Raw genomic sequence first — 22666 nt, 5'->3', positions numbered from 1 at the left:
AGTATCTCTAAACAACACGGTGGATAAAAATCGCTAATAGGGGTGCCTGAAATTTTCCTATTCGATTTTTTTAATTTTTAAAATGCGGTTATCTGATGCAAATGCGGCCACACTTATACAGTTAGGTATAATTAGCTTGCGGAGCTTTTAGTTTCCCGGTGAATTTGACGACAATATTTTGATGCTCCCGGATAACATACCCGCTATACCTGGTTGTTTAAAATAATCACCCCCCTTTTTAGCGATAATTACCCCCCTGGCAAACGCAATGACACCCGTAATTTCGGATTGCGATCATAAAAACGGCAGCCAAGAGAGGAATATTCTCTTTGATCCGGCCGAACCAGATACTAACCAAATTATTAAAATCCAGCTATGACACCTTTTTTTCAAAGCTTGCCTGTTATCGATGAAGAGAAGTTTCTTCCGGGGATTACTTCATCAACACCCGGGATCCCGCCGCATTATCATCATGATTTAGAAATTGTTCTGATTAAAGAAGGGAAAGGAAATTACTTTATCGGAAACCACGTGGATGTTTACCGCTCCGGCGATATATTTTTGATAGGCACCAATGTACCACATGCGTTTGAGGGTTTAAGCGAAACGGGAACCAAAGCTATTTCAGTTCAATTTAAATCGGATTTTTTGGGGAAGGATTTTATTGATCTGCCGGAAACCTCGCAGATCAAAACGCTGTTTAACCGGGCGAAAAGCGGCTTGAAATTAAGCAAAAGCATTTATCCGGACGTGTTGCGTTTGGTTCAGGATTTCAAATCGCAAACAGGATTTAACCGCATCATCAGTTTGTGCACCTGCCTGAATATGATGGCTTCTGATGACGGTTCCCAGATGCTGTCTACTGCCGACCCGAACAATTACTACAGCAGGAACCGGAATACGATTGAAAGAGTATTTCAATATACCCATGATAATTTCGACCGGGTGATCACTCTCGAAGAGATAGCGGCTGTAGCGAACATGAGCATCCCAACTTTTTGCGAATATTTTAAAAGAACCGTGCAGAAAACTTATATAGAATTTCTGAACCAATTCAGGATAAGTTTTGCCTGTAAATTACTGGTCGAATCTGAAATGAGTGTCCGCGAAATCTATTTAAAATGCGGTTTCAATACACCGGCAAACTTTAATAAGCAGTTCTTAAAATACAAACGCATGTCCCCTTCCAGGTACAAAAAGGAATTTGAGGCGGTGAGTAAGCAAAAAAGCAATATGAATTATGCTGCCTGAGGCGATTATGACGAGATCGGATAGTACAGACTTGTTTAGGATATAATATTGTACTGTAATGATAATATTACAAACTCATAAGATAGTGGTAAATATTCCTTTCGCATAACACTAATATTGTCAAAGTACATAATGGCTTAACGTCAATGATGCTTGAGAAGTTCCTCGTTTGCTGGCTGTATTTAATCAAACGGCGCGGGAAGCACAACCTTTAATAACCTGCTGACTAAAATAGCAAACCAATTATAAATCATTAAAGGTAAAATTTATTCTGAGCTGATCCCGGGACAGTGCCGGGAGGTTTTGTTCGTTATGATCAAATAATTGTCATTTAAACACTTAAAAAACGATGCCTATGGAGAGATGAAAAACAGGGTTTACGCAGGTTCTTATTGTAATTGATTACGAAAAAATAAAACAACTAAATGGAAAAAAACTACAAAAAAATGATTCTTAAACGCTGCCTCTTATCAATAGCTGTATTGCTGATGATGGTTGTTAGCGTAAAAGCCCAGACCGTACACGTAGAGGGTGTGGTGTCTGATAAGGTTGGTCCGCTGCCGGGTGCCACGGTAAAAGTAGAGGGCACTGCATTGGTCAGAACGACCGACACCAAAGGCCGGTTTAAGCTGGATGTGGCTAAGGATGCCCAATTGGTATTTACTTCGGTGGGTTATGAAGCCCAGAAAGCTACATTGAAAAATATAACGCCGCTGATGAACGGCACCTACGTTATCAATATCACCCTGAATGAAAGCGAAAACGGGTTGAGTGAGGTAACGGTGGTAGGTTATGGAACGCAGAAAAAAACCAGCGTAATCAGTTCCATCACCAGTATCAGTCCTAAAGAATTAAAAGGCCCTACAAGTAACCTTACTACCATGCTTGCGGGAAGGGTTGCCGGTATGATCGCTTATCAGCGAAGCGGCGAACCGGGAGCAGATAACGCGCAGTTCTTTATCAGGGGGCTTGGTACTTTTGGTGCAGGTAAGCAGGATCCGCTTATCCTGATTGATGGTATCGAATCAACACAGAATGATCTGGCGCGCCTGCAGGCCGATGATATCGCATCATTCAACGTGTTGAAGGATGCTACAGCAACAGCGGTTTACGGTGCGCGCGGCGCCAACGGGGTAGTGTTGATTTTAACCAAGGCGGGAAAGGCCGGTAATACCCAGTTCTTTTTCCGTACAGAAAATTCGTTGTCTTCCAATACCAAAAATTTCAGGTTTGCTGATAACGTTACCTACATGGAATTGGCCAACGAAGCTGCTTTAACCAGGAACAGGCTTGCTGTACTGCCTTATCTGCAAACCAAGATTGATGCTACGGCAAGAGGGGATAACCCCTTATTATATCCAAGCAACGACTGGATTAAACAGCTCATCAAAGATTATACGTTAAACCAGAGGTTTAACCTGAACGTTAGCGGCGGCAGCAACAAGGCCCGCTATTATATAGCAGGAACCTATAATATTGATAACGGCGTGTTGAAGGTAGCTGACCTTAATAACTTTAACAGCAATATCAAATTAAAAAACTACTCCATCCGTTCAAACGTCGACGTTAACCTGACCGGTACCACCACGGCTGCCATTCGTTTATATGGCCAATTTGACGATTATAATGGTCCGGTAGGCGGGGGAGCTACTACTTTTAACCGTGCTATATGGTCAAACCCGGTTATGTTCCCGGCCATATTTCCTGCCAGCCTGTCGCCCTACAGCAAGCACCCCTTGTTTGGAAATGCCATTTCACCCACAGGGGCATTATACATTAATCCATATGCTGAAATGGTTAAAGGTTACCAGGATGCCAACGCCTCTACCGTTCAAACACAGCTTGAGGTTAAGCAGGACCTTAAAGGCATTACCCAGGGTTTGGACTTAAGATTAATGAGTTATGTGCGCCGTTACTCCTATTTCGATATTTCGAGAGCTTACAGTCCTTTTTATTACAGCGCTACAGAGCAGCCTGATGGATCTACCGGGCTTACGCTCATCAATGGCGGCGGCGCCTTATCTACAGGCCCTGTCGGAACCGAATACCTCAATTATGCGGAGGGCAAGAAAACGCTTGATGCCGTATTTTACGCGGAACTCGCGGCTAACTATAACCGCACATTTGCCCAAAAGCATGCCGTGGGCGTAATGGTGATCACCACTATGCGTAATTACCTTTCCGGTAACCCTGGTTCGCTGCAACTGTCGTTGCCTTCCAGGAACCAGGGGGTATCTGGCCGTGCAACTTATGGTTATGACAACCGCTACCTGGCCGAGTTTAACTTTGGTTATAATGGCTCGGAGCGTTTTGCCGCAAGCGGACGTTTTGGTTTTTTCCCTTCTTTCGGTTTAGGTTATGTAATTTCTAACGAAAAGTTTTTTAAGCCACTCACCAGCGTGATTTCAACCATGAAGTTTCGCGCAACTTATGGTCTTGCCGGTAACGATCAGATCGGCAGGCCTGAAGACCGTTTCTTCTACCTGTCGGAGGTTAATATGAATGACGGTAACTTTGGCGCTACTTTCGGCGAAGACGGCGGATACACCAGGCCGGGAATTTCGATATCGCGTTATCCTAACGCTCAGATCACCTGGGAGCGATCAAAGCAAATAAACCTGGGCTGGGACATGACCCTGTTTAACGATTTAAGTTTAACCTTCGATATTTACAAACAGCAACGCTCCAATATCTTAACTGCCCGTACCTATATTCCAAGTACTATGGGTTTGCAGGCCAATATACAGGCCAATACCAACAAGGCCGAAAGCCGTGGTATAGACTTTTCGATGAATTATAACCGATCATTCAGCAATTCGCTATACATCCAGGCCCGTGGCAATTTTACCTATGCAACAAATAAGATCCTGATTTACGATGAACCCACTTACCCGGCTAACGAATCCTATCGTTCTCATGTAGGCCTGTCAACTACACAGACAATGGGTTACATCGCCGAGCGTTTGTTTGTAGACGATAACGAGGCGCGGAATTCGCCGGTACAATTTGGTGGCCGCCCCGGAGCTGACTATGGCGGCGGGGATATTAAATATCGCGATGTAAATAAAGATGGTATCATCAGCGATGCGGACATGGTTCCTATCGGCCTGCCAACATCGCCTGAAATTATCTACGGTTTCGGCGGCACAGTAGGATACAAAGGATTTGATTTTTCAGCTTTCTTACAGGGATCTTCAAGGTCGTCTTTCTTTATCAATCCGGGCAACATTACCCCGTTTGCCTTTGGTACCGAACAAGGAAACCCCAATGTACCGCAAAATGGTTTGCTAAAGGTGATAGCCGACAGTCACTGGTCTGAGCAAAACCGCGATAGCTATGCTTTCTGGCCAAGGCTCGGTCCAACCTTCGTAAACAATAACCTCCAAACCTCAACCTGGTGGATGCGGAACGGGGCTTTTCTAAGATTAAAAAGCGTGGAGCTGGGTTACAACTTTCAGCCAAAGCTGTTAAAACAGATCACGCTTAAAAACCTCCGCGTATACCTCAATGCAACCAACCTGAACGCCTTCAGTAAGTTCAAACTTTGGGATCCTGAGATGGGAGGGAACGGATTGGGTTACCCTATCCAAACTGTATATAACCTCGGATTAAGTGTTTCATTATAGTAACCCAAGCTGAACATAATTATGAAAACGAAAATGCAAGCCATGAAATTTAACAAGATCAGTTTGGGATTTCTGATGATTTTCTCATGTGGATTACTGGGTCTTACTTCCTGCAAAAAATACCTTGATATCGTTCCGGATAACGTAGCGACCATTGATAATGCTTTTACGCTTCGCAATGAAGCTGAAAAGTTTTTGTTTACCTGTTATTCTTACCTGCCTAAAGATGGTAATCCGCTTTTTAATGCAGGTTATATGAGCGGTGATGAAGTGTGGACTTCGTTGGATGAGCGTGAGTTTATTTCTTACGGATGGCACATCGCAAGAGGCGGTCAGAATGCCGCCCAGCCTTTCCTTGATGCCTGGAATGGCTTTTACGGAGGCGGGGGCCCGGGCGATAACTACGGTTTGTTTAAGGCTATCCGTAACTGCAATATCTTTATCACCAATATAGAGGACCGCTCAAAAGTGCCCGACCTTTCACTTAACGAACGCCAGCGCTGGCTGGCAGAAGCGAAGGTTTTAAAGGCTTATTACAATTTTTACCTGATCAGAAAGTACGGCCCTATTCCAATAATTGATAAGAACCTGGAAATAAGCGCGCCCGAAAGCCAGGTGCGCGTAAAAAGAGCGCCTTTTGATGAATGTGTTAATTATGTTTCAAACTTAATTGATGAGGCCCTTCCGGATTTGCCTAATATTATTACCGACAGGTCGACAGAACTTGGCCGGATCACTAAACCTATCGCGCTGGCTATAAAAGCTAAGTTGCTACTGACGGCCGCCAGCCCTTTGTTTAACGGGAATCCGGATTACAGCGGGTTTAAAGATAAGGATGGCGTTGCGCTGTTCAACACAGTATATGATGAGGGTAAATGGAAAAAAGCGGCAGACGCGGCCAAAGCTGCTATTGATGCCGCTACTACCGCGGGCTTTAAGCTTTACCAATTTCCGGGAACCACCTTTAAATTGTCTGATACCACCTTGCGCCAGTTAACTATTAAAGGAGCGGTAACGGAACGGTTTAACCAGAACCTTGAACATGTTTGGGCTAACCCTAACAGCCGTACAGGTGATCTGCAACTTTATGCCATGCCACGCTTAACCGCCGATGTGGTTGTTGGCAGTGCAAGACAGCAGCTGGCTCCTCCTTTAAAAATTGCGGAAATGTTTTATACCAGGAACGGGGTTCCTATTACCGAAGACAAAACGCTGGATTTTTCGGATAAATACGCGCTGCGAAAAGCTACTGCGAGCGAGCGTTTCTATATTAAGGACGGGTTCACCACAGCCAGGATCAACTTTGATCGTGAACCTCGTTTTTATGCCGACCTGGGATTTGACGGCGGGGTATGGTATAAATATGATAGCCCCACCAACTCTGACGAAGGTACGTTTTATGTACAGGCCAAGGCTACCGATGTAGCAGGCGCCAATAATTTTGGCTGGTATAATGAAACGGGATATTTTATCAAGAAAGTGGTGGATTGGAACATGACCAACGGAAAAAACGGCGCTACCTATCGTGATTACCCATGGCCTGAAATCCGCCTGGCCGATATTTACCTGATGTACGCGGAAGCGCTGAATGAATCGCTTGCGGCGCCAAACGCCGATGTTTATAATTATGTAAACCAGATTCGTGCAAGGGCCGGGTTGGGGACCGTCGAAGCTTCATGGTCGGCCTATTCAACCAATCCCACCAAGTATACCACCAAAGACGGGATGCGCAGCATTATCCAGCAGGAGCGCATGATTGAACTTGCCTTTGAGGGAAGCCGCTACTGGGACGTTTTGCGCTGGAAGAGAGCTACCGAACTGTTTAACCAGCCTATAACCGGATGGAGTATATACCAGGGAACAACGGCTGATTATTACCGCGTGCGTACTATTTTCTCGCAAAGTTTTATCGCACCGCGCGACTACCTGTCGCCGATCAGAACTTACGACCTGACAGTTAATCCGAACCTGGTACAAAATCCGGGCTGGTAATACACCACTTAAAGATATAAACATGAAAAATAAAATATTGCCGGTTAGCATAACGCTCATCATCATGGCGATCCTTTACAGCTGCAAAGCAGATCGCATCGGACCATTAGAAAACAATGATACGCCGCCCGGCCAGGTAACCAATGTATCTGTAACCAACGGGCCCGGAAACGCAACAATTACCTACACCCTGCCCAAGGATAAAGACCTTTTATACGTTAAAGCGGTTTATACGCTGGCCAACGGCAAGGTTATGGAAGTAAAATCCTCTTATTACGGCAACAACCTTACAGTTGAGGGTTTTGGTGACACCGATCAGCACGATGTATCGTTATACGCGGTTAACCGCAGTGAAAAAGCATCGGCGCCAACAGTAGTAAAAGTAAAGCCGCTCGAGAACCCGATTTGGGGAGTATACAGGAGCCTTAAGGTAATACCCGATTTTGGGGGCATTAATTTCCAGGCCAGTAACCCGGCAAAAGCAGATCTGGCCATCGAAATATTTGTGGAAACGAAAGGCAAACTGGTGTCTACGGGAAAAAATATCTATACCTCGGCCAGCCAGCTCGACCAGTCTATCCGCGGCATGGACACACTCACCAAAAAATTCGGTATTACCATTCGCGATCGCTGGTTTAACCACACGGATACGCTGTTTTTAAGTTTAAAACCTTTGTACGAAACTGTCATACCGAAAAGTGGCTATAAGGAAGTTATTCTTCCTACAGATACCCACCAGCAGTACGGCGGAACAAGTGTTAGCGCGATGTGGGATGGAAATATTATGGACTGGCCAAGCGTTAACTTTACGAATACGACAACCACCGATCCGCAATGGAGCACCTTTGATGTTGGAAAACTGGCTACCTTAAGCCGGATAGTGATCTGGGACTACCCGGAATACCTTAATGGCCGAACTTACTTTTATGGAGGCGACCTCAAGCAATTTGAAGTATGGGGTACTGATAACCCTCCGGCCGACGGCAGCTTTAATAACTGGATCTTGTTAGGTTCGTTTACATCCAAAAAGCCTTCCGGCAGTGCCTATGGCGTTCAAACAGCCGAAGATTACGCTTTCGCCAACGCGGGTATCAGCTATACTTTCAACGTAGCGCCTAAAAAAGTACGTTACCTGCGTATCAAATCAATCAAAAACTGGGCGGGCACATCTTTTATGAGTATTTCGGAGGTTCAGGTATATGGCGATCCCCGGTAACATCACATTTAACTTAAGGATATATGAGAAATAAATTAAATACTGCATTATTCGTCTTGTGCTTTGTAGGGGCAGTAGTGCTGTCGTCCTGCAGAAAAATGGATGATTATAAAAAGTTTGTAGCGGGCGGCGAAATATCTTACACAGGTAAGGTCGACTCTGTTCAAATAATGTCTGGCCGTAACCGTGTTTTAGTTAAGGGGCTTTTCCTGGCCGACCCAAAAGTTACGAGCCTCAAAATTTTCTGGAACAATTATCAGGATTCGGTAACAGTACCGGTTGTGCGTAAAAATACCGTAGATACGCTTTCTTATTTTGTAAGCAATATAGGGGAGGGTGTTCAGAATTTTGTTTTATTTACCTATGATGCTTCGGGCAATAAATCAATACCGGTTTATAAAACCGGAAAAGCTTACGGTGACCGTTACCAGGCTTCACTTGCCAACAGGGGGATAGCGAGCGCGCAAACCGAATCTGACGGCAGCACTGCTATCAAGTGGTTAGGGATGGATCGTTTAACAGGGGTTTTCGCTACAGAAGTTGAATACACCAACACAAGCGGAAAAACCGTTACGCTCCGCACACCGATCGACTCGTCGGTTACCAGGCTGGCAAACTTTAAAACCAGTTCTAATATCCGTTATCGTACGCTTTTTCTTCCGGATACGGTTTCGATAGATACTTTCAGTACTGATTATACCACACGTTATGTGCCTAAGTTTATACAGGAGGACGTTACCGCAACTTATCTGAAGAATACGGGTTCTCCGTTTAAATCCGGCGCATATGATGGGTCGAGATGGGGCAGCGTAGCCGATTGGACAAGCAATCAGGGCGCCCTGAATATCAGCAATGGTAAATATGGGGGCTTTGAAAACCGTGGCGGAACGGGAGTGCTTTCTTTTGAAGCGGGCTGGGGCCTCCCTGCATTAAACAACGGGTTGATTTACCAAACCATCACCCTTCCGGCTGGTAACTACAGCTTTAAATTGAGTGGAATTGACCAAAACAAGGGTGGAAGCAGGTTTATCGCTGTGGCGGAAGGTACTACATTGCCCGATGTGAATAAGATCAGTTCACAGTCTATCGCGTTTTCAGATATCGCCTCAGCTGAGCTCAATTTTACGCTGGCCACAGCTAAAACAGTATCGATAGGCTTTGCAGTTACTATCGATGCCTCTGGTCAATATATCAAAATTGGTAGTGTAAGGCTATATAAAGAAGCATATCAATAAATTAAACCGAAACCCCATCTGTATGGCCCGGCGATGCTCTGTTGAGTTATTGCCGGGTCATATGATTTAAATTTCTGATACAATCAGGTGATACAGGTTTTAAAATATTCATGCATGGTGTTCAGTATGTTGGTAAATAGAAAGTTACACAACGCGCTTATGATAAATAAATTTTACGTCAACTACTTTTTGTTGTTCTTTTTGCTGTCAATTGCTCTTTCCGCGAAAGGGCAACAACAAAGTGCGAGGCAACACCTCAATTTTGACCGCAGCTGGAAATTCAGCCCCGGTAATGCCGCAGATCCGGAAAAGGATTTCAATTATGGCATAGGTAACATCTTTTCCAAATCAGGAGAGACAAGTAATACATGTATCGGAGTTGACTACGCGGACTCTTCCTGGCAAAATGTGCGGTTACCACACGATTGGGTAGTAAAGCTGCCTTTTACCTATGTCAAAAATGATGATATCGATGCGCATGGATATAAACCTGTAGGCGGCTTATTCCCCCAAAATAGCATCGGATGGTATAGAAAGAACTTTACCATTCAAAAAGCGGATTCGGGTAAACGGTTTGAACTGCAGTTTGACGGCGTTTACCGGGACAGCAAAATATGGATCAATGGGTATTATGTTGGCGGGCACAGCAGCGGTTACACCAGTTTCGCGTTTGATATTACGGATTTTATACAGTTTGGTAAAAAGAATGTAGTGGTGGTAAGGGTGGATGCCACGCAATTTGAGGGCTGGTTTTATGAAGGCGCCGGCATTTACAGGCATGCCTGGTTAAATAGTTATGATAACGTTCATTTCAAAACCGCGGGCGGGGTATTTGTATATTCTTCCATAACGGGCGATAAAGCAAAGGTTTTCCTGAAAAACGCGGTAGAAAACAAATCACTACGTACGTTGGCAGACAGTGTATATAGTTATATCACCGACAGGAATGGTAAAATAATTGTAAAGGGGCGAAAGCTGCCCGTTTCTCTATCTGTTAATGGCGTCGGGGAACTGACCGATTCCCTGGCCGTCAGCAAGCCGAGGCTATGGTCGCTTGATGATCCTTACCTGTACCGCGCTATATCATTAATTATTAAAGGCGGCCGTACAGTTGACAGCACAATGGTGCGGTTTGGTATCCGTTCTTTAAGGTTCCAAAGCGATTCGGGGTTTTTTCTGAATGATAAACCGGTTAAAATAAAGGGAGTGAGCTGCCATCAGGATCATGCTGGCCTCGGAACGGCCCTGCCTGATTATCTGCAATTTTACCGCATTAACCTGCTCAAAAAAATGGGGGTGAACGCCTACCGTGCCACCCATAACCCACCAACGCCGGAACTATTGGACGCGTGCGACAGCCTTGGTATGCTGGTTATGGATGAAACCCGTTTGTTAAACAGCGGACAGGAATACGAACAGCAGTTCCGCGACCTGATTCTCCGTGATCGCAATCATGCCAGCGTTTTTATGTGGTCGATAGGAAATGAAGAGTATGTTACACAACGCACCGATATTGGTAAGCGTATGGCTCAGCATCAGCTGTTATTGCAGCAGGAACTTGACCCCACCCGAACAAGCACCTACGCGGCTAATCTCGGTAATTACTATCCCGGCGTTAACGAGGTAATCCCCGTTAGAGGGTTCAATTATAACTTAACAGGAATTGATGCTTATCATAAGCAGCATCCGTTACAACCAATAATAGGAACAGAGGTGGCCAGCACCGTTACCACCAGGGGTATTTATGTTAAAGACACGGTGCGGGCTTACGTACCCGACCATGATATTACCTTCCCGTCATGGGCTTCGACCGCCGAAACATGGTGGAAAATTGCTGACGAAAGGAAATGGTTTATCGGTGGCTTTGCCTGGACCGGCTTTGATTACCGTGGTGAACCTACACCTTACCGCTGGCCTAATGTGAATTCGCACTTTGGTATTATGGATATGTGCGGGTTTCCAAAGGATATTTATTATTACTACCAGGCATGGTGGACTGATAAAGACGTATTGCATATTTCCCCTCACTGGAACTGGAAAGGCAAAGAGGAGCAGCCCATAGATGTATGGATAAATTCTAATGCCGATAAGGTAACCCTGTTTCTCAACGGCAAAAACCTCGGAACTAAAGCGATGCCGCGTAACGGGCATCTGGTATGGTCTGTAAAATATGAACCGGGGCGACTGCAGGCCGTGGGCTACAAGGGAACGAGGGTGATAAAGTCGACGGTAGAGACCACGAAGCAGGCAGCAAGAATTTTACTTACACCATCAAAGTTAAAGCTGACCGCAGACAGCAGTGACGCGGTTGTTGTGAATGTTAGTGTTTTAGATAAGAATGGACGTGAAGTTCCCGACGCCGACAACCTGATCAACTTTACGCTGAAAGGAAGTGCCGAAATAATAGGTGTTGGCAATGGGGATCCCAGTAGTCACGAACACGATCAATGCGCTCGCGGCCATTGGCAAAGGAAATTGTTTAACGGTAAAGCCCAGGTAATTATTCGTTCGGGTACCAGGCCGGAAGCGTTTACCTTATCGGCGTCCGGATCCGGAATCCAATCAGCTAATCTTAAAATAGAACAGGATAAAGGGGAATAACGTCTGCTCAACGCGCCTATAGCACGGCGTAATGACGCAACTATATATTGATAATACGGACGGTTCTGATATCAGATAGCCTTTTTGCTCTTTAAACCTTTAAAATTTAAATTATGTTATGAAAAATAATCAATTAGTTAACCTACTAAAAAGCTGTTTGTTTATACTCATCTTTACAGCTGTTTGTTGCAGTAAAAAAAACACGATACCGGGCCCTTCCACCACGCAGGGGACTGATAGCGCGAACCCCGGTTTGGCAACTGTAACGGTTGACAGCATCGGAAGTTTATCCGCAACTTCGATGACCATTTACGCAAGCGCCAAGTCCGGTGTCAGTATATCAGACAGGGGTGTTTACTGGGGCACAGGCCAGCATCCTACTGATAATAAAACCACCGCTACCTCGTATTCTTCGGGTAATGCCGGCTTCCAGGTTAAAATAAGCGGCTTGCAGCCTAACACCAACTATTGGATCAGGAGTTACGCGGTTAACAGTAAAGGTGTTGCGTATAGTGTTGACAAGCAAATTACCACCATGAGCCCGCCAAACCATATAAGTGTGGCAACTGATACCATGTTTGCTTCAGGCGCCTTTACCGCATTTGCAGCCGGTACCGTTCGCGATAGTTTAGCTGCGGGCATCAAGGAATCGGGTATTTGTATCGCAACCAGCGCTAACCCGCAAATTACAGATCGTAAAATTATTACACCCGGCCATAATGATCTGGATATTTTTGTGCGGATAGACAGCCTCCACGAAGCTACCAATTATAATATCAGGGCATATTGTATCAATAACTTTGGGCGAATCACTTATGGCCCTAACGTATTAATTTCCACCATCCGGCGCGGGCATGTTACCTACAGTATGGTGAATGAAGACCCTAACGCGGATGCCGATACCAAAGCCGCTTATAAGAGAATTGATGAAGCAACAGCTAAGGCGGTTGAGTACCAGAATAACTTCTCTACTTGCGAAAAAACGTTATCCATCAACTATTCGCCCGGAACACCTACTGCTGATGCTGTAAATGGGGGATGGATCAATGTGGGCGCTAATCCGGGTTACCAGCGCGTGGGTACAATACTTCATGAAATAGAACATACATTAGGCGGCGGTACCAGCTGGTTTTGGCCCCAGCTTATCGTGAATGGTGTTTGTGTGGGTAAGCATACCAACCAGATCCTACAGTTCATGACCAGGAACCCTACAGCCAAACTTTATGGCGATGGTTTGCATTCATGGCCATACGGCTTTAACGGCAACTGGGAAGATACCGGTGTTGATATGGATTATATCATTCATTGTTTACTTGTGCAAGGCATGAAAAAAGATGGTTTGCCCGATGCCAATTAACAGTGACGCAGCACTATACAATGATCAGATAAATTATTGGCTTCGCGCTCAGGATTGACTACGCGGTTTTACCGGGTAACCACCTGTACATTGATCAGGTGTTGCCCGGTATTATTTGTATTGCACGGGGCTGTTGTAAAAAACAAATAAAAGGGGATGGCATCAATGATGATCCATCCCCTTTTTTTCTTGAGCCCTTCGTTCGCACGGCAGGCAATCTTATTGAAGTATATTGTATTAAGCCTTATTCAATAACACTTAATTTAAGTGTATTGGTTTTACCTTGTTTGGTAATAGGCGTAGCGGCTGTATTAACAACAACATCACCGGTTTTAATTAAGCCTTCGGCTTTAAGCAGGTTGTTTACATCAGCAATGGTTTGGTCTGTACTTTCCAGCTGATCGTAGTAAAATGTACGTACGCCCCAAACTAGGCTCAGCGCGTTTAGCAGCTGTTTGTTTGATGTAAATATATAGGTGCTTGCTTTAGGCCTGTGGCTCGAAATTTCGAAAGCTGTGTAACCCGAAGTGGTCATTGATACGATACCTGCGGCGTTACTTTGCTCGGCGATATGAACAGCCGATTCGCAAAGGGCATTGCTCAGGAAGTTTGGAGAAGCCGGGTCTTTAACAACCGCCTCTTTAGGCGAGTAAAAAGGATAGCCGTACTCTTCAACATCGCGAACAATTTTGGCCATGGTTTCAATAACAATAACCGGGAACTCGCCAACAGATGTTTCACCGCTCAGCATTACCGCGTCGGCACCGTCAAGTACAGAGTTGGCAACGTCATTCACCTCGGCACGGGTTGGGCGCGGGGTGGTAATCATCGATTCGAGCATCTGGGTAGCTACAATAACCGGTTTTGATGCGGCGCGGCATTTACGGGCAATCATTTTTTGCAGCAAAGGCACCTGCTCAAGCGGCATTTCAACGCCCAGGTCGCCACGGGCTACCATTACGCCGTCGGTAGCGGCAACAATGGCGTCGATATTTTCAATGGCCTCCGGTTTTTCAACTTTGGCAATAACTTTGGCCGATGAGCCGTTGCGGGCGATGATGCGCTTTAACTCCACAATATCCTCGCCGGTACGTACAAATGATAAGCCGATCCATTCAACATCCTGTTGCAGGGCAAATTCAAGGTTAACCAAATCCTCTTCGGTTAAGCTTGGAATTGATACTTTGGTATTGGGCAGGTTAACGCCTTTACGCGATGTTAAGATGCCGCCGTGTACAACCTCGCATATTACGGTATCAGTTTTGTTGGTTTCAATAACTTTCAGCTGTAATTTACCGTCGTCAAGCAAAATAATTTCATTTGCCTGTACATCCTGCGGGAAGGTTGGGTAGGTAATGTAAATCTGCTCATCATTACCAATGCACTCGTGTGTGGTAATTTTAATCCGGGTACCGTTTACCAGGTTAATCCCGCCGTCTTTTACCAGGCCGATGCGGATTTTAGGGCCCTGCAAATCGGCAAGGATGCCCACGTTGGTTTTGTATTGCTCGTTAATTTCGCGGATAAGATCGATCACTACTTTATGATCTTCGGGCTTACCGTGCGAAAAATTAAGACGGCAAATGTTAACACCAGCCTTAATCATCGCTAATAAAACATCTTTTTTAGCTGAAGCCGGCCCCATGGTGGCAACAATTTTTGTTCGATTATAGTATAATTCCATATTATTCGGGTTAAAAACTGGAGGGTATTATAAATGATTGTAAAACCAACATTTTAAAATTCGGCGCTAAAATAACAGATTTTCCCGTGATTTTATTTTTTTTGGATCAATCTTTACAGCGGCAACCACTTCGGGTATTTTGTTAAGCGATGAAACTATCGCATCAAGTTCATTATCATCTATATAGTTTCGGATCATTAAAAAATAATCGGCGCTTTTTATTTCCGGAACAAGGTAACCTTCCGACCCTTTATTGCCTATAAAATAAAAATCTGTTTCGGTGGTTTCCCAACTGTAGCGGTATAATGAGAACAGAACAGGCTCGCTGCCCTTGTAAATATCAACCTCAAGGTCATCAACCTTAATAAAATCAAAATTTAAATGTTTGTTGATGAGATAACAAATGCGGTAATCTTTAAGTGACGTTGTTACCGCGATGAGTACAAAATCAAAATCGATCTCAAACTTTAAAAATTTCCTGTTCAAAATCATTACTTTTACGGCGTCAAAATTACTAATACAAACCCTTTCAATAAAATTTTGTTTAGAGATTTATATTGTAAAAGTTTTTAGATTTGTTTATTGGCAGAATTTATTTTTCTTTGCACTGAATTTTTATTAATCATTAAACTATAAAGACTATGTCTGATATCGCTTCAAGAGTAAAAGCTATTATCGTAGAAAAACTGGGTGTTGACGAAAGTGAAGTTACACCAGAAGCGAGTTTCACCAATGATCTTGGTGCCGACTCGTTAGACACCGTGGAATTAATCATGGAGTTTGAAAAAGAATTTAACGTGGCTATTCCTGACGATCAGGCGGAAACTATTGGCACTGTAGGCCAGGCTGTTGCTTACCTTGAAAAAAACGTTAAATAAGAACTCCCTAACTGGATTAAATGGAGTTTAAAAGAGTTGTAGTAACCGGGCTTGGAGCACTTACTCCTATTGGCAACACCGTTGCAGATTACTGGAACGGACTGATCAATGGAGTAAGTGGCGCTGCCTTAATTAAAAGTTTTGATACCGAGAAGTTCAAAACTAAGTTCGCGTGCGAAGTTAAAGGCTTTGACGCGGATGGTTTTTTGGGACGTAAAGACGCCCGTAAATTGGATCCGTTTGTTCAATACGCCTTATTCTCAACCGAAGAGGCCGTTAAGGATGCCGGATTAGATTTTTCGAAACTGGATACCAGCCGCATAGGCGTGATCTGGGGTTCGGGCATAGGCGGTTTAAAAACCTTCCTTGATGAGGTGATGGCTTTTGCCAAGGGCGATGGTTCTCCACGTTTTAATCCCTTCTTTATCCCTAAAATGATTGCCGACATAGCCCCAGGCCATATTTCTATTAAATATGGTTTGCGTGGCCCCAACTTCACTACCGTTTCGGCATGTGCTTCATCCAACAACTCGCTGATTGATTCATTTAACTATATCCGTTTGGGTAAAGCTAATATGTTCATTACCGGCGGTTCAGAAGCTATCATCAACGAAGCAGGTATTGGCGGTTTCAATGCCATGCACGCGCTGTCAACCCGTAACGATGACCCGGCTACGGCTTCAAGGCCGTTTGACCTTGATCGTGACGGTTTTGTGGCAGGTGAAGGCGCCGGAACGATCATTTTAGAAGAGTTAGAACATGCCAAAGCCCGCGGCGCGAAAATATATGCCGAAATGATGGGCGGAGGCATGAGCGCCGATGCTTACCACATGACAGCCCCTCACCCTGATGGTTTAGGCGCTGCGTTTGTAATGCGCGCGGCCCTTGAAGACGCGAACTTAAAACCTGCCGATATTGATTATGTGAACGTTCACGGCACATCAACCCCAATCGGTGATCCGCAGGAGATTAAAGCAATACAGGATGTGTTTGGCGATGATATTTACCGTATCAACATCAGCTCAACCAAATCAATGACAGGTCACCTTTTAGGTGCTGCCGGCGCGGTTGAAGCTATTGCATCGATACTGGCATTGAAAAATGGTATCATCCCACCAACCATTAATCACTTTACTGATGATCCTGCTTTTGACCCTAAAATCAATTTTACTTTCAATACCGCTCAAAAGCGCGATATAAGGATGGTTCAGAGCAACGGATTTGGTTTTGGCGGCCACAATGCTTCTGTAATATTTAAAAAGTACGAAGATTAATTGTGGTAATTTGATGCCTATCAGTCGGTTATACAAACTGTATATATCCCCTAACCGGAAATATGTTAAAATATTGAAGAATTTGCTCGGCTTTGTGCCGGGCAATTTGTCTTTATACCGAATGGCCTTTCGCCACAAATCGGTTGCGCAAAATATTAAGAAAGGGGTAAAAAACAGTAACGAACGCCTTGAATTTTTGGGCGATGCCGTGCTGGGCAGCGTTATTGCCGAAGTGCTTTTTAAATTATACCCTTATGAAGATGAGGGTTTCCTTACCGAGTTACGCTCAAAAATAGTAAGCCGCGTAAACCTCAACGCGCTTGGCAAAAAGCTCGGTTTTGATAAACTGATTGAGTATGATCACCGTATGCTGAACTCAAGCAGGCAGGGATCATTATTGGGCGACGCTTTTGAAGCCCTTGTTGGTGCCGTATACCTTGATAAGGGTTACGATTTTACCAAAAACTTCCTGATCAACCACATCATTAAACCCCATATTGATATCCATACACTGGAGCAAACGGAAACCAATTTCAAAAGCAAGCTTATTGAATGGTGCCAGCGCCATGGCCGTGATATCATTTTTGAACTGGTAACCAACCAGGATGGCGAAAGCACTAAACTTTTTACCGTACAAGCCAATATTGATGGCGAAGTAATGGGATCGGGCAAAGAATTCAGCAAGAAAAACGCTGAAAAGCTTGCTGCTGAGAAAGCTTGTGAGGCGCTGGGGATATAATCGTCTGAATCAGAATTTAACAGAATTTTAGGATTAGCAGAATTAGTTTGAACTGAATTTTAAGAATTTAGTAACGGACAAACAAAGTATTTTTAAAAAATTGCGGTTTAGAAGAGTTTATTGAACTATCCATAACCAACTCAAAACAGCGCCCCCGGTTGTTTTACCCATACAAACCCACTGTTTATCGACACATCATTGCAGGCCCAGACCTGTAAACGCATCTTTATGCCATTAAATCAATTATTGAACCCCATTAATTGTTTTAATACCCTTTTTCATAATAGTTGCGATAGTAGCGTCTGTATGTGTGGTACATGCAGGCGCTTTTTTAAAAGTATTTAGCTGGAACAAATTATTTCAGACTTTCGACTTTAAACTTCCGACTTCAGGCTTCTGATTTCAGGCTTCCGACTTCAAAAAACGCACCACGTTCAGTAAATAATTATCCATCATATCAATATCTACCACATCATTCAGAAAACCGATGTGCATATCGGGGCGAATAATGAGCGCCTTCTTCTGGCCTTCCCTGATATCGAAGGCATCAAAAATATGTTGGTTTCTGGCTGATGGCGGCAGGTAGAAAAAGTTAAGATTGGCGCCGTATTTCTGGGTGATCCATTTGGCAACGGTAAACAGGTCGAGTTCTTTAAGTTTGCCGAGGCAGATGAGCGTGAAACCGGGCTTGGCGCACCATTCGTGCAGGTCGGTTTCCTGCTGGCGTTTCTCGTCGAACACCTTGAGGTAGGGGAGCCTGTCGCCGGCTTTGATCCGGGTCGACTGGCTCAGGTGCAGACTGATCTGGCTGTCGCGGTAACTGATACCTGTTTGCGATACGCGCTTAAAAAACAGATCGCGCAGTTTGGGTTTTGCCCAGGCCCATTTCAATAAAACAGGCAACAGCCAATGTTTTAAAAGGCTGATAAACCAGTTTTGCGAAAGGATAATTTTAAACAATCTGTCGGTTGTGCTAAGCAGCTCCTTGGCTACGGGCATCCGTTCGGCGGCGTAGCTTTCTAAAATGTTTTCCTGAAGCTGGTTGTTAACCACGCCAGCCAGTTTCCAGGCCAGGTTATAGGCATCCTGCAAACCGGTGTTCATACCCTGGCCGCCAACCGGCGAGTGGATATGCGCCGCGTCACCAATCAAAAAGCAACGCTGCTCCCTAAATTTTTCGGCTTTACGTTGGTGCAGTTTGTAGGTGGTAAACCAGTTAACCTGTTCAATACGCAACGGTTGGTGCATTACCGCTTCAAGGTGCGGCAAAATATCTTCTATCTGCAGGTTTTCCTTATGATCAAAGCTTTCGGGCAGGTTACCTACCACCCTGTAATTATCTTCATCGGGCATCGGGAAGAACCCGGCAAAGCCTTGTTTGGATAAAAAAAGATCCACATCATTACCCAGCTTGTTAGCTATTTTAATATCGGCCAGGTAAAACTGGTGTGGGTATGTATCGCCGTTAAAAGGGATATTAAGCTGCTTGCGCACGGCGCTATGCGCGCCATCGGCCCCGATAAGCCAGTTGCAGGCTATGTTTTGTAATTGGTTACCGGTTTGCAGTTGCAGGCCAAGCCCGCCTTTATTTTGGCTGAATGATACCAGTGTAGTATCCCAGTAAACCGGACAGCAGTTCAGCGTTAAAAAATCAAGCAACAGGCGCTCGTTTTTGCTTTGCGGGTACATCTGGATAAAAGGGTACGGCGTTTGCCCTTCGCCAACGTTTGCCAACGTTAGGGTAGCTGTTTCGGCGCCTTCATTATTGAACTTAGCGCCTCCGGCCTGCTTCCCTTCGGCCAAAATTTTATCCACCACACCCATCTGCCGGTAAATTTCGAGTGAGCGGGCCTGTACAGCCAGCGCTTTGGAGTGGCTGGTTGGCCCCTGCCTGCTATCAATAATAAGCGGCTGCACACCATAACGCAAAAGCTGGGCTGCCATCATTAAACCTGACGGTCCGGCGCCAACAATAAATACCTCGGTATGCTGTTGGGTGATGGTCATTTATTGCCGTGGTATATTAAAAATATAGTTGGCCGCTTGTGCAGGTCGGGTACTTTTTTTTGCCAGTCGGCAATGGTTTTGGTCTGCACAAACTCGGTGGCGGCAGTCAGATCAGCAGCGATGCAGAGTTTGGTTTTCGGGTTGGCCGTTTTCAGGATCTCCTCCAGCATGGGGTTATTGCGAAATGGGGTTTCAATAAACAACTGCGTTTGATCAAGCTTAATGGCCTGGCTTTCCAGTTCCTTAATTTTTTTGGCGCGCAGAAGCTTATCAATGGGCAGGTAGCCGTGAAAAGTAAAGCTTTGCCCGCTAAACCCCGAGGCCATCAGTGCCAGCAGGACAGAGCTCGGCCCCACTAATGGTACCACCCTGATACCCATGCGGTGGGCTTTATCAACAATCTCGGCTCCCGGGTCGGCTACACCGGGGCAGCCGGCTTCGCTCATGAGGCCTACATTATTCCCCGCCTGCAACCCCTTAAAAAAATCGGCTTTGCTCATATCGCGGTTATGCTTGCCATAATCATGAATAATGAGCTCGCTTTGCGGTGTTGTTAAACCGGCCTCCTTTAAAAAGCGGCGGGCGGTTTTTTCATTTTCAACAATGTACTCTTTAATACTGTTAATCGTATCAACCAGGTAGGGTGTAAATGATTTGGCTGCCGCTTCGTTGGCCAGCGGTACGGGAATTAAATAAAGCGTTCCATAGGGCATATTGCAAAGTTGGTGTTTTTTGGTTAATTTAAGCTATCAAAAGGAGGCAATAAAATGAGTCAATTAGGAACTAACTGGTTTATTGAGGGGCATATTGATTTTGAGCATAAACGATATATGCTATTAAGTTACCTGAAGGAAATTAACCGCCATTTTGATAAAAGCAGGCTGTACCCCAACCTGGCGGATTTAATTTTCCACTACAATAACCTTATTGAGTTTAAAAAAAATAAATCGTTATTGCAGCAGGCCTTCCCGCAGCGCCTTACCCAGGCCGATATAGAGGCTGTAAAACTTACGTACCAGAAAATTATTACCGACGATCAGAGCATGCAGGAAATTGAGCGGATTATCGGCTATGCGCTTAAGAAAATGGATCCCGCTATCAGGACCGGCATGGAGATCTACGATTTTGTAGAAAGCCACCTCAATATCGATCCGGTGGGAATAATGCCGTTGATGCCCTATCATGGTTATTTTTCGTTAAGAAACGGCAATGAACCAACAAACTTCATTTACGAATATCAGATCACCATTTTTGAAGGTAAAGACGATAAGTACCGGGGCATTAATGTAAGTTTTGTAGATACTTACGAGCATAGCATCAGCAATACACCGCAAAACATCAAGCTGCGCCTTATTAACCGCAATAAGTTTATGCCTAATCCGGCGGTATATTATTTATATACTGATATCAGCTTTCCGCTTGAGCAAACACTGCTGCCGGTAGCTAAAAGGAGTTTGGTGAAATATATTTCGAACGCGGCGTAGTTTAACCCGAAGGGTTTAAACATTCATCCAATCGCCTGGGTTATTTTCAAAAAAACAGCCGGACCAGGGCCCGGCTGTCAATATGCCTGCTAAACGGTTGATTTACTTAGCAAGATATTTTTTCAGTTCGGCAGAGGCTTGTAAAAAAAGTTCCTGGGTTTGCGGAATAGTCGCAAGGCCGTTTAGTAAACCAAAATCATGGATCACACCGTTATACCTTACTGTTGTAGCTTTTACCCCGGCTTCAAGTAACTTGCGTCCGTAAGCTTCGCCTTCGTCTCTCAATACATCATTTTCGGCCACCTGGATAAGTGTAGGAGGTAAACCTTTCAGTTGTTCTACGGTAGCCTGCAGGGGCGAAGCAAGGATGTTTTTGCGTTTTTCAGGATCAGGGATATACATATCATACATCCACTTCATAAGCGGAGTGGTAAGGAACCTGTCTGCTCCATATAATTGGTAAGAAGTTGTATTGAAGTCGGCGTCAACTATCGGCCACATCATTACAGCCACCTTAATTTCCGGGCCTTTGCGTTCTTTAGACATCAGCGACATTACGGCCGTCATGTTACCGCCTACGCTGTTACCCACAACAGCAAGACGTTTGCCATCCACATTAATCTCAGCGCCGTTTTTTGCAACCCAGTTTAATGCCGCGTAAATTTCATCAATAGCCCTTGGAAACTGGGCATCCGGCGTACGCGTATAATTAACAAATACGCCTACAGCGCCCGAACCAACAACCAGGTCTCTTACCATGCGTTTATGAGTAGGGTAGTCGCCCAGCACCCAGCCACCGCCGTGTATAAAAATAAATACCGGCAATACGCCTTTTACACCGGCTGGCCTTACAATATTTAATTTGATATTGAAGTTGTCTGCCTGTATGGTTTTTTCTGATTCGGTGATGCCCGAGTAATCAACTTTGGCTGCAGCCTGTGCATTAACCAGCACAAGCCTGGCATCGGCAGGCTTCATGGTTTCCAAACCAGGGCCGCCATTGTTTAATCCCTTTAAAAAGGTACGAACTTCAGGACTTAAATGTTCGTCGGTTGAAAAGTCTGCAACCTGTGCCCTGGCGCTTAATGAGCCTGCTACCACCAGGATGGCAAGCATTGATTTTTTGAAAAGTGGAGTCATTTTAGTTTTCATATTAATTTTATTTCCACTTATTCAATCCGTAAGCCAAATTTTAACTATTTGTTTTTTAGTGATTTATGGGTTTTTGTAGAATGCGAGGTTACTAAATATCGTTAAAACAGTTATTCGCGACGCCAAATACCGTATACCGTTAATAATTGTTCCCGCAGCAAACAGAAAGT

General features: G+C 44.7%; 16 protein-coding genes. 11 read left to right on the top strand and 5 right to left on the bottom strand.

Annotation, left to right across the window (positions count from 1 at the left end; genetic code table 11):
• Positions 1–375 precede the first annotated feature (375 nt).
• From LX99_RS17275 to LX99_RS17245, 7 genes are all read left to right on the top strand, one after another.
• A complete protein-coding gene (locus LX99_RS17275) occupies positions 376–1251 on the top strand; it encodes an AraC family transcriptional regulator (RefSeq protein ID WP_109609004.1) in 876 nt (291 codons plus the stop codon).
• A 425-nt stretch (positions 1252–1676) separates the two neighbouring features.
• Complete coding sequence (locus LX99_RS17270) at positions 1677–4877, top strand: SusC/RagA family TonB-linked outer membrane protein (protein WP_109609003.1); 3201 nt, start codon at positions 1677–1679, stop codon at positions 4875–4877.
• A gap of 21 nt (positions 4878–4898) precedes the next feature.
• Positions 4899–6869: a RagB/SusD family nutrient uptake outer membrane protein gene (locus LX99_RS17265; RefSeq protein ID WP_245927955.1), complete on the top strand. Its 1971-nt coding sequence runs from the start codon at positions 4899–4901 to the stop codon at positions 6867–6869.
• 22 nt (positions 6870–6891) lie between these two features.
• Positions 6892–8085: a DUF4959 domain-containing protein gene (locus LX99_RS17260; protein ID WP_109609002.1), complete on the top strand. Its 1194-nt coding sequence runs from the start codon at positions 6892–6894 to the stop codon at positions 8083–8085.
• A 23-nt stretch (positions 8086–8108) separates the two neighbouring features.
• Positions 8109–9320, top strand: a complete 1212-nt coding sequence (locus LX99_RS17255) for a DUF4998 domain-containing protein (RefSeq protein WP_109609001.1) — start codon at positions 8109–8111, stop codon at positions 9318–9320.
• Positions 9321–9479: 159 nt separating this feature from the next.
• Positions 9480–11921, top strand: a complete 2442-nt coding sequence (gene galA, locus LX99_RS17250) for a beta-galactosidase GalA (protein ID WP_109609055.1) — start codon at positions 9480–9482, stop codon at positions 11919–11921.
• A gap of 301 nt (positions 11922–12222) precedes the next feature.
• The gene (locus LX99_RS17245; protein ID WP_146203151.1) at positions 12223–13278 is read left to right on the top strand and encodes a fibronectin type III domain-containing protein; all 1056 of its coding nucleotides are present in this window, start codon (positions 12223–12225) and stop codon (positions 13276–13278) included.
• A 244-nt stretch (positions 13279–13522) separates the two neighbouring features.
• On the opposite strand, the gene pyk is transcribed toward LX99_RS17245, so the two are convergent.
• On the bottom strand, positions 13523–14962 hold the full coding sequence (gene pyk / locus LX99_RS17240; RefSeq protein WP_109608999.1) for a pyruvate kinase: 1440 nt from the start codon (positions 14960–14962) through the stop codon (positions 13523–13525).
• Between the two features lie 66 nt (positions 14963–15028).
• Positions 15029–15454 (bottom strand): IPExxxVDY family protein, encoded by a 426-nt coding sequence (locus LX99_RS17235; protein ID WP_245927954.1) that lies wholly within the window; start codon positions 15452–15454, stop codon positions 15029–15031.
• A gap of 149 nt (positions 15455–15603) precedes the next feature.
• Between LX99_RS17235 and LX99_RS17230 the strand changes: the two genes are divergently transcribed.
• Genes LX99_RS17230 through rnc form a run of 3 tightly spaced genes read left to right on the top strand, consistent with a single transcriptional unit; the run spans position 15604 to position 17853 of the window.
• Positions 15604–15840, top strand: coding sequence for an acyl carrier protein (locus tag LX99_RS17230; RefSeq protein ID WP_031266521.1), 237 nt, complete (start codon positions 15604–15606; stop codon positions 15838–15840).
• Between the two features lie 20 nt (positions 15841–15860).
• Positions 15861–17114 carry a beta-ketoacyl-ACP synthase II gene (gene fabF / locus LX99_RS17225; RefSeq protein WP_109608998.1) on the top strand — a complete coding sequence of 418 codons (1254 nt, stop codon included), beginning with the start codon at positions 15861–15863 and terminating at the stop codon, positions 17112–17114.
• 13 nt (positions 17115–17127) lie between these two features.
• Complete coding sequence (gene rnc, locus LX99_RS17220; protein WP_022833384.1) at positions 17128–17853, top strand: ribonuclease III; 726 nt, start codon at positions 17128–17130, stop codon at positions 17851–17853.
• Between the two features lie 402 nt (positions 17854–18255).
• Here rnc and LX99_RS17215 read toward each other — a convergent pair whose 3' ends face one another.
• Together LX99_RS17215 and LX99_RS17210 are read right to left on the bottom strand one after the other, a co-directional pair.
• Positions 18256–19860 (bottom strand): FAD-dependent oxidoreductase, encoded by a 1605-nt coding sequence (locus tag LX99_RS17215; RefSeq protein WP_109608997.1) that lies wholly within the window; start codon positions 19858–19860, stop codon positions 18256–18258.
• Positions 19857–20573, bottom strand: coding sequence for an SAM-dependent methyltransferase (locus LX99_RS17210; RefSeq protein WP_109608996.1), 717 nt, complete (start codon positions 20571–20573; stop codon positions 19857–19859). The genes LX99_RS17215 and LX99_RS17210 overlap by 4 nt, the downstream gene beginning before the upstream one ends.
• A 54-nt stretch (positions 20574–20627) precedes the next feature.
• Between LX99_RS17210 and LX99_RS17205 the strand changes: the two genes are divergently transcribed.
• Positions 20628–21344: a hypothetical protein gene (locus LX99_RS17205; RefSeq protein ID WP_109608995.1), complete on the top strand. Its 717-nt coding sequence runs from the start codon at positions 20628–20630 to the stop codon at positions 21342–21344.
• Positions 21345–21446: 102 nt separating this feature from the next.
• Here LX99_RS17205 and LX99_RS17200 read toward each other — a convergent pair whose 3' ends face one another.
• Positions 21447–22484 carry an alpha/beta hydrolase gene (locus tag LX99_RS17200; protein WP_245927953.1) on the bottom strand — a complete coding sequence of 346 codons (1038 nt, stop codon included), beginning with the start codon at positions 22482–22484 and terminating at the stop codon, positions 21447–21449.
• Positions 22485–22666 lie beyond the last annotated feature (182 nt).

This window comes from Mucilaginibacter oryzae (assembly GCF_003148845.1).
In the GTDB taxonomy this organism is placed as follows: domain Bacteria; phylum Bacteroidota; class Bacteroidia; order Sphingobacteriales; family Sphingobacteriaceae; genus Mucilaginibacter; species Mucilaginibacter oryzae.
This window is presented reverse-complemented; position numbering and strand designations above follow the sequence as displayed.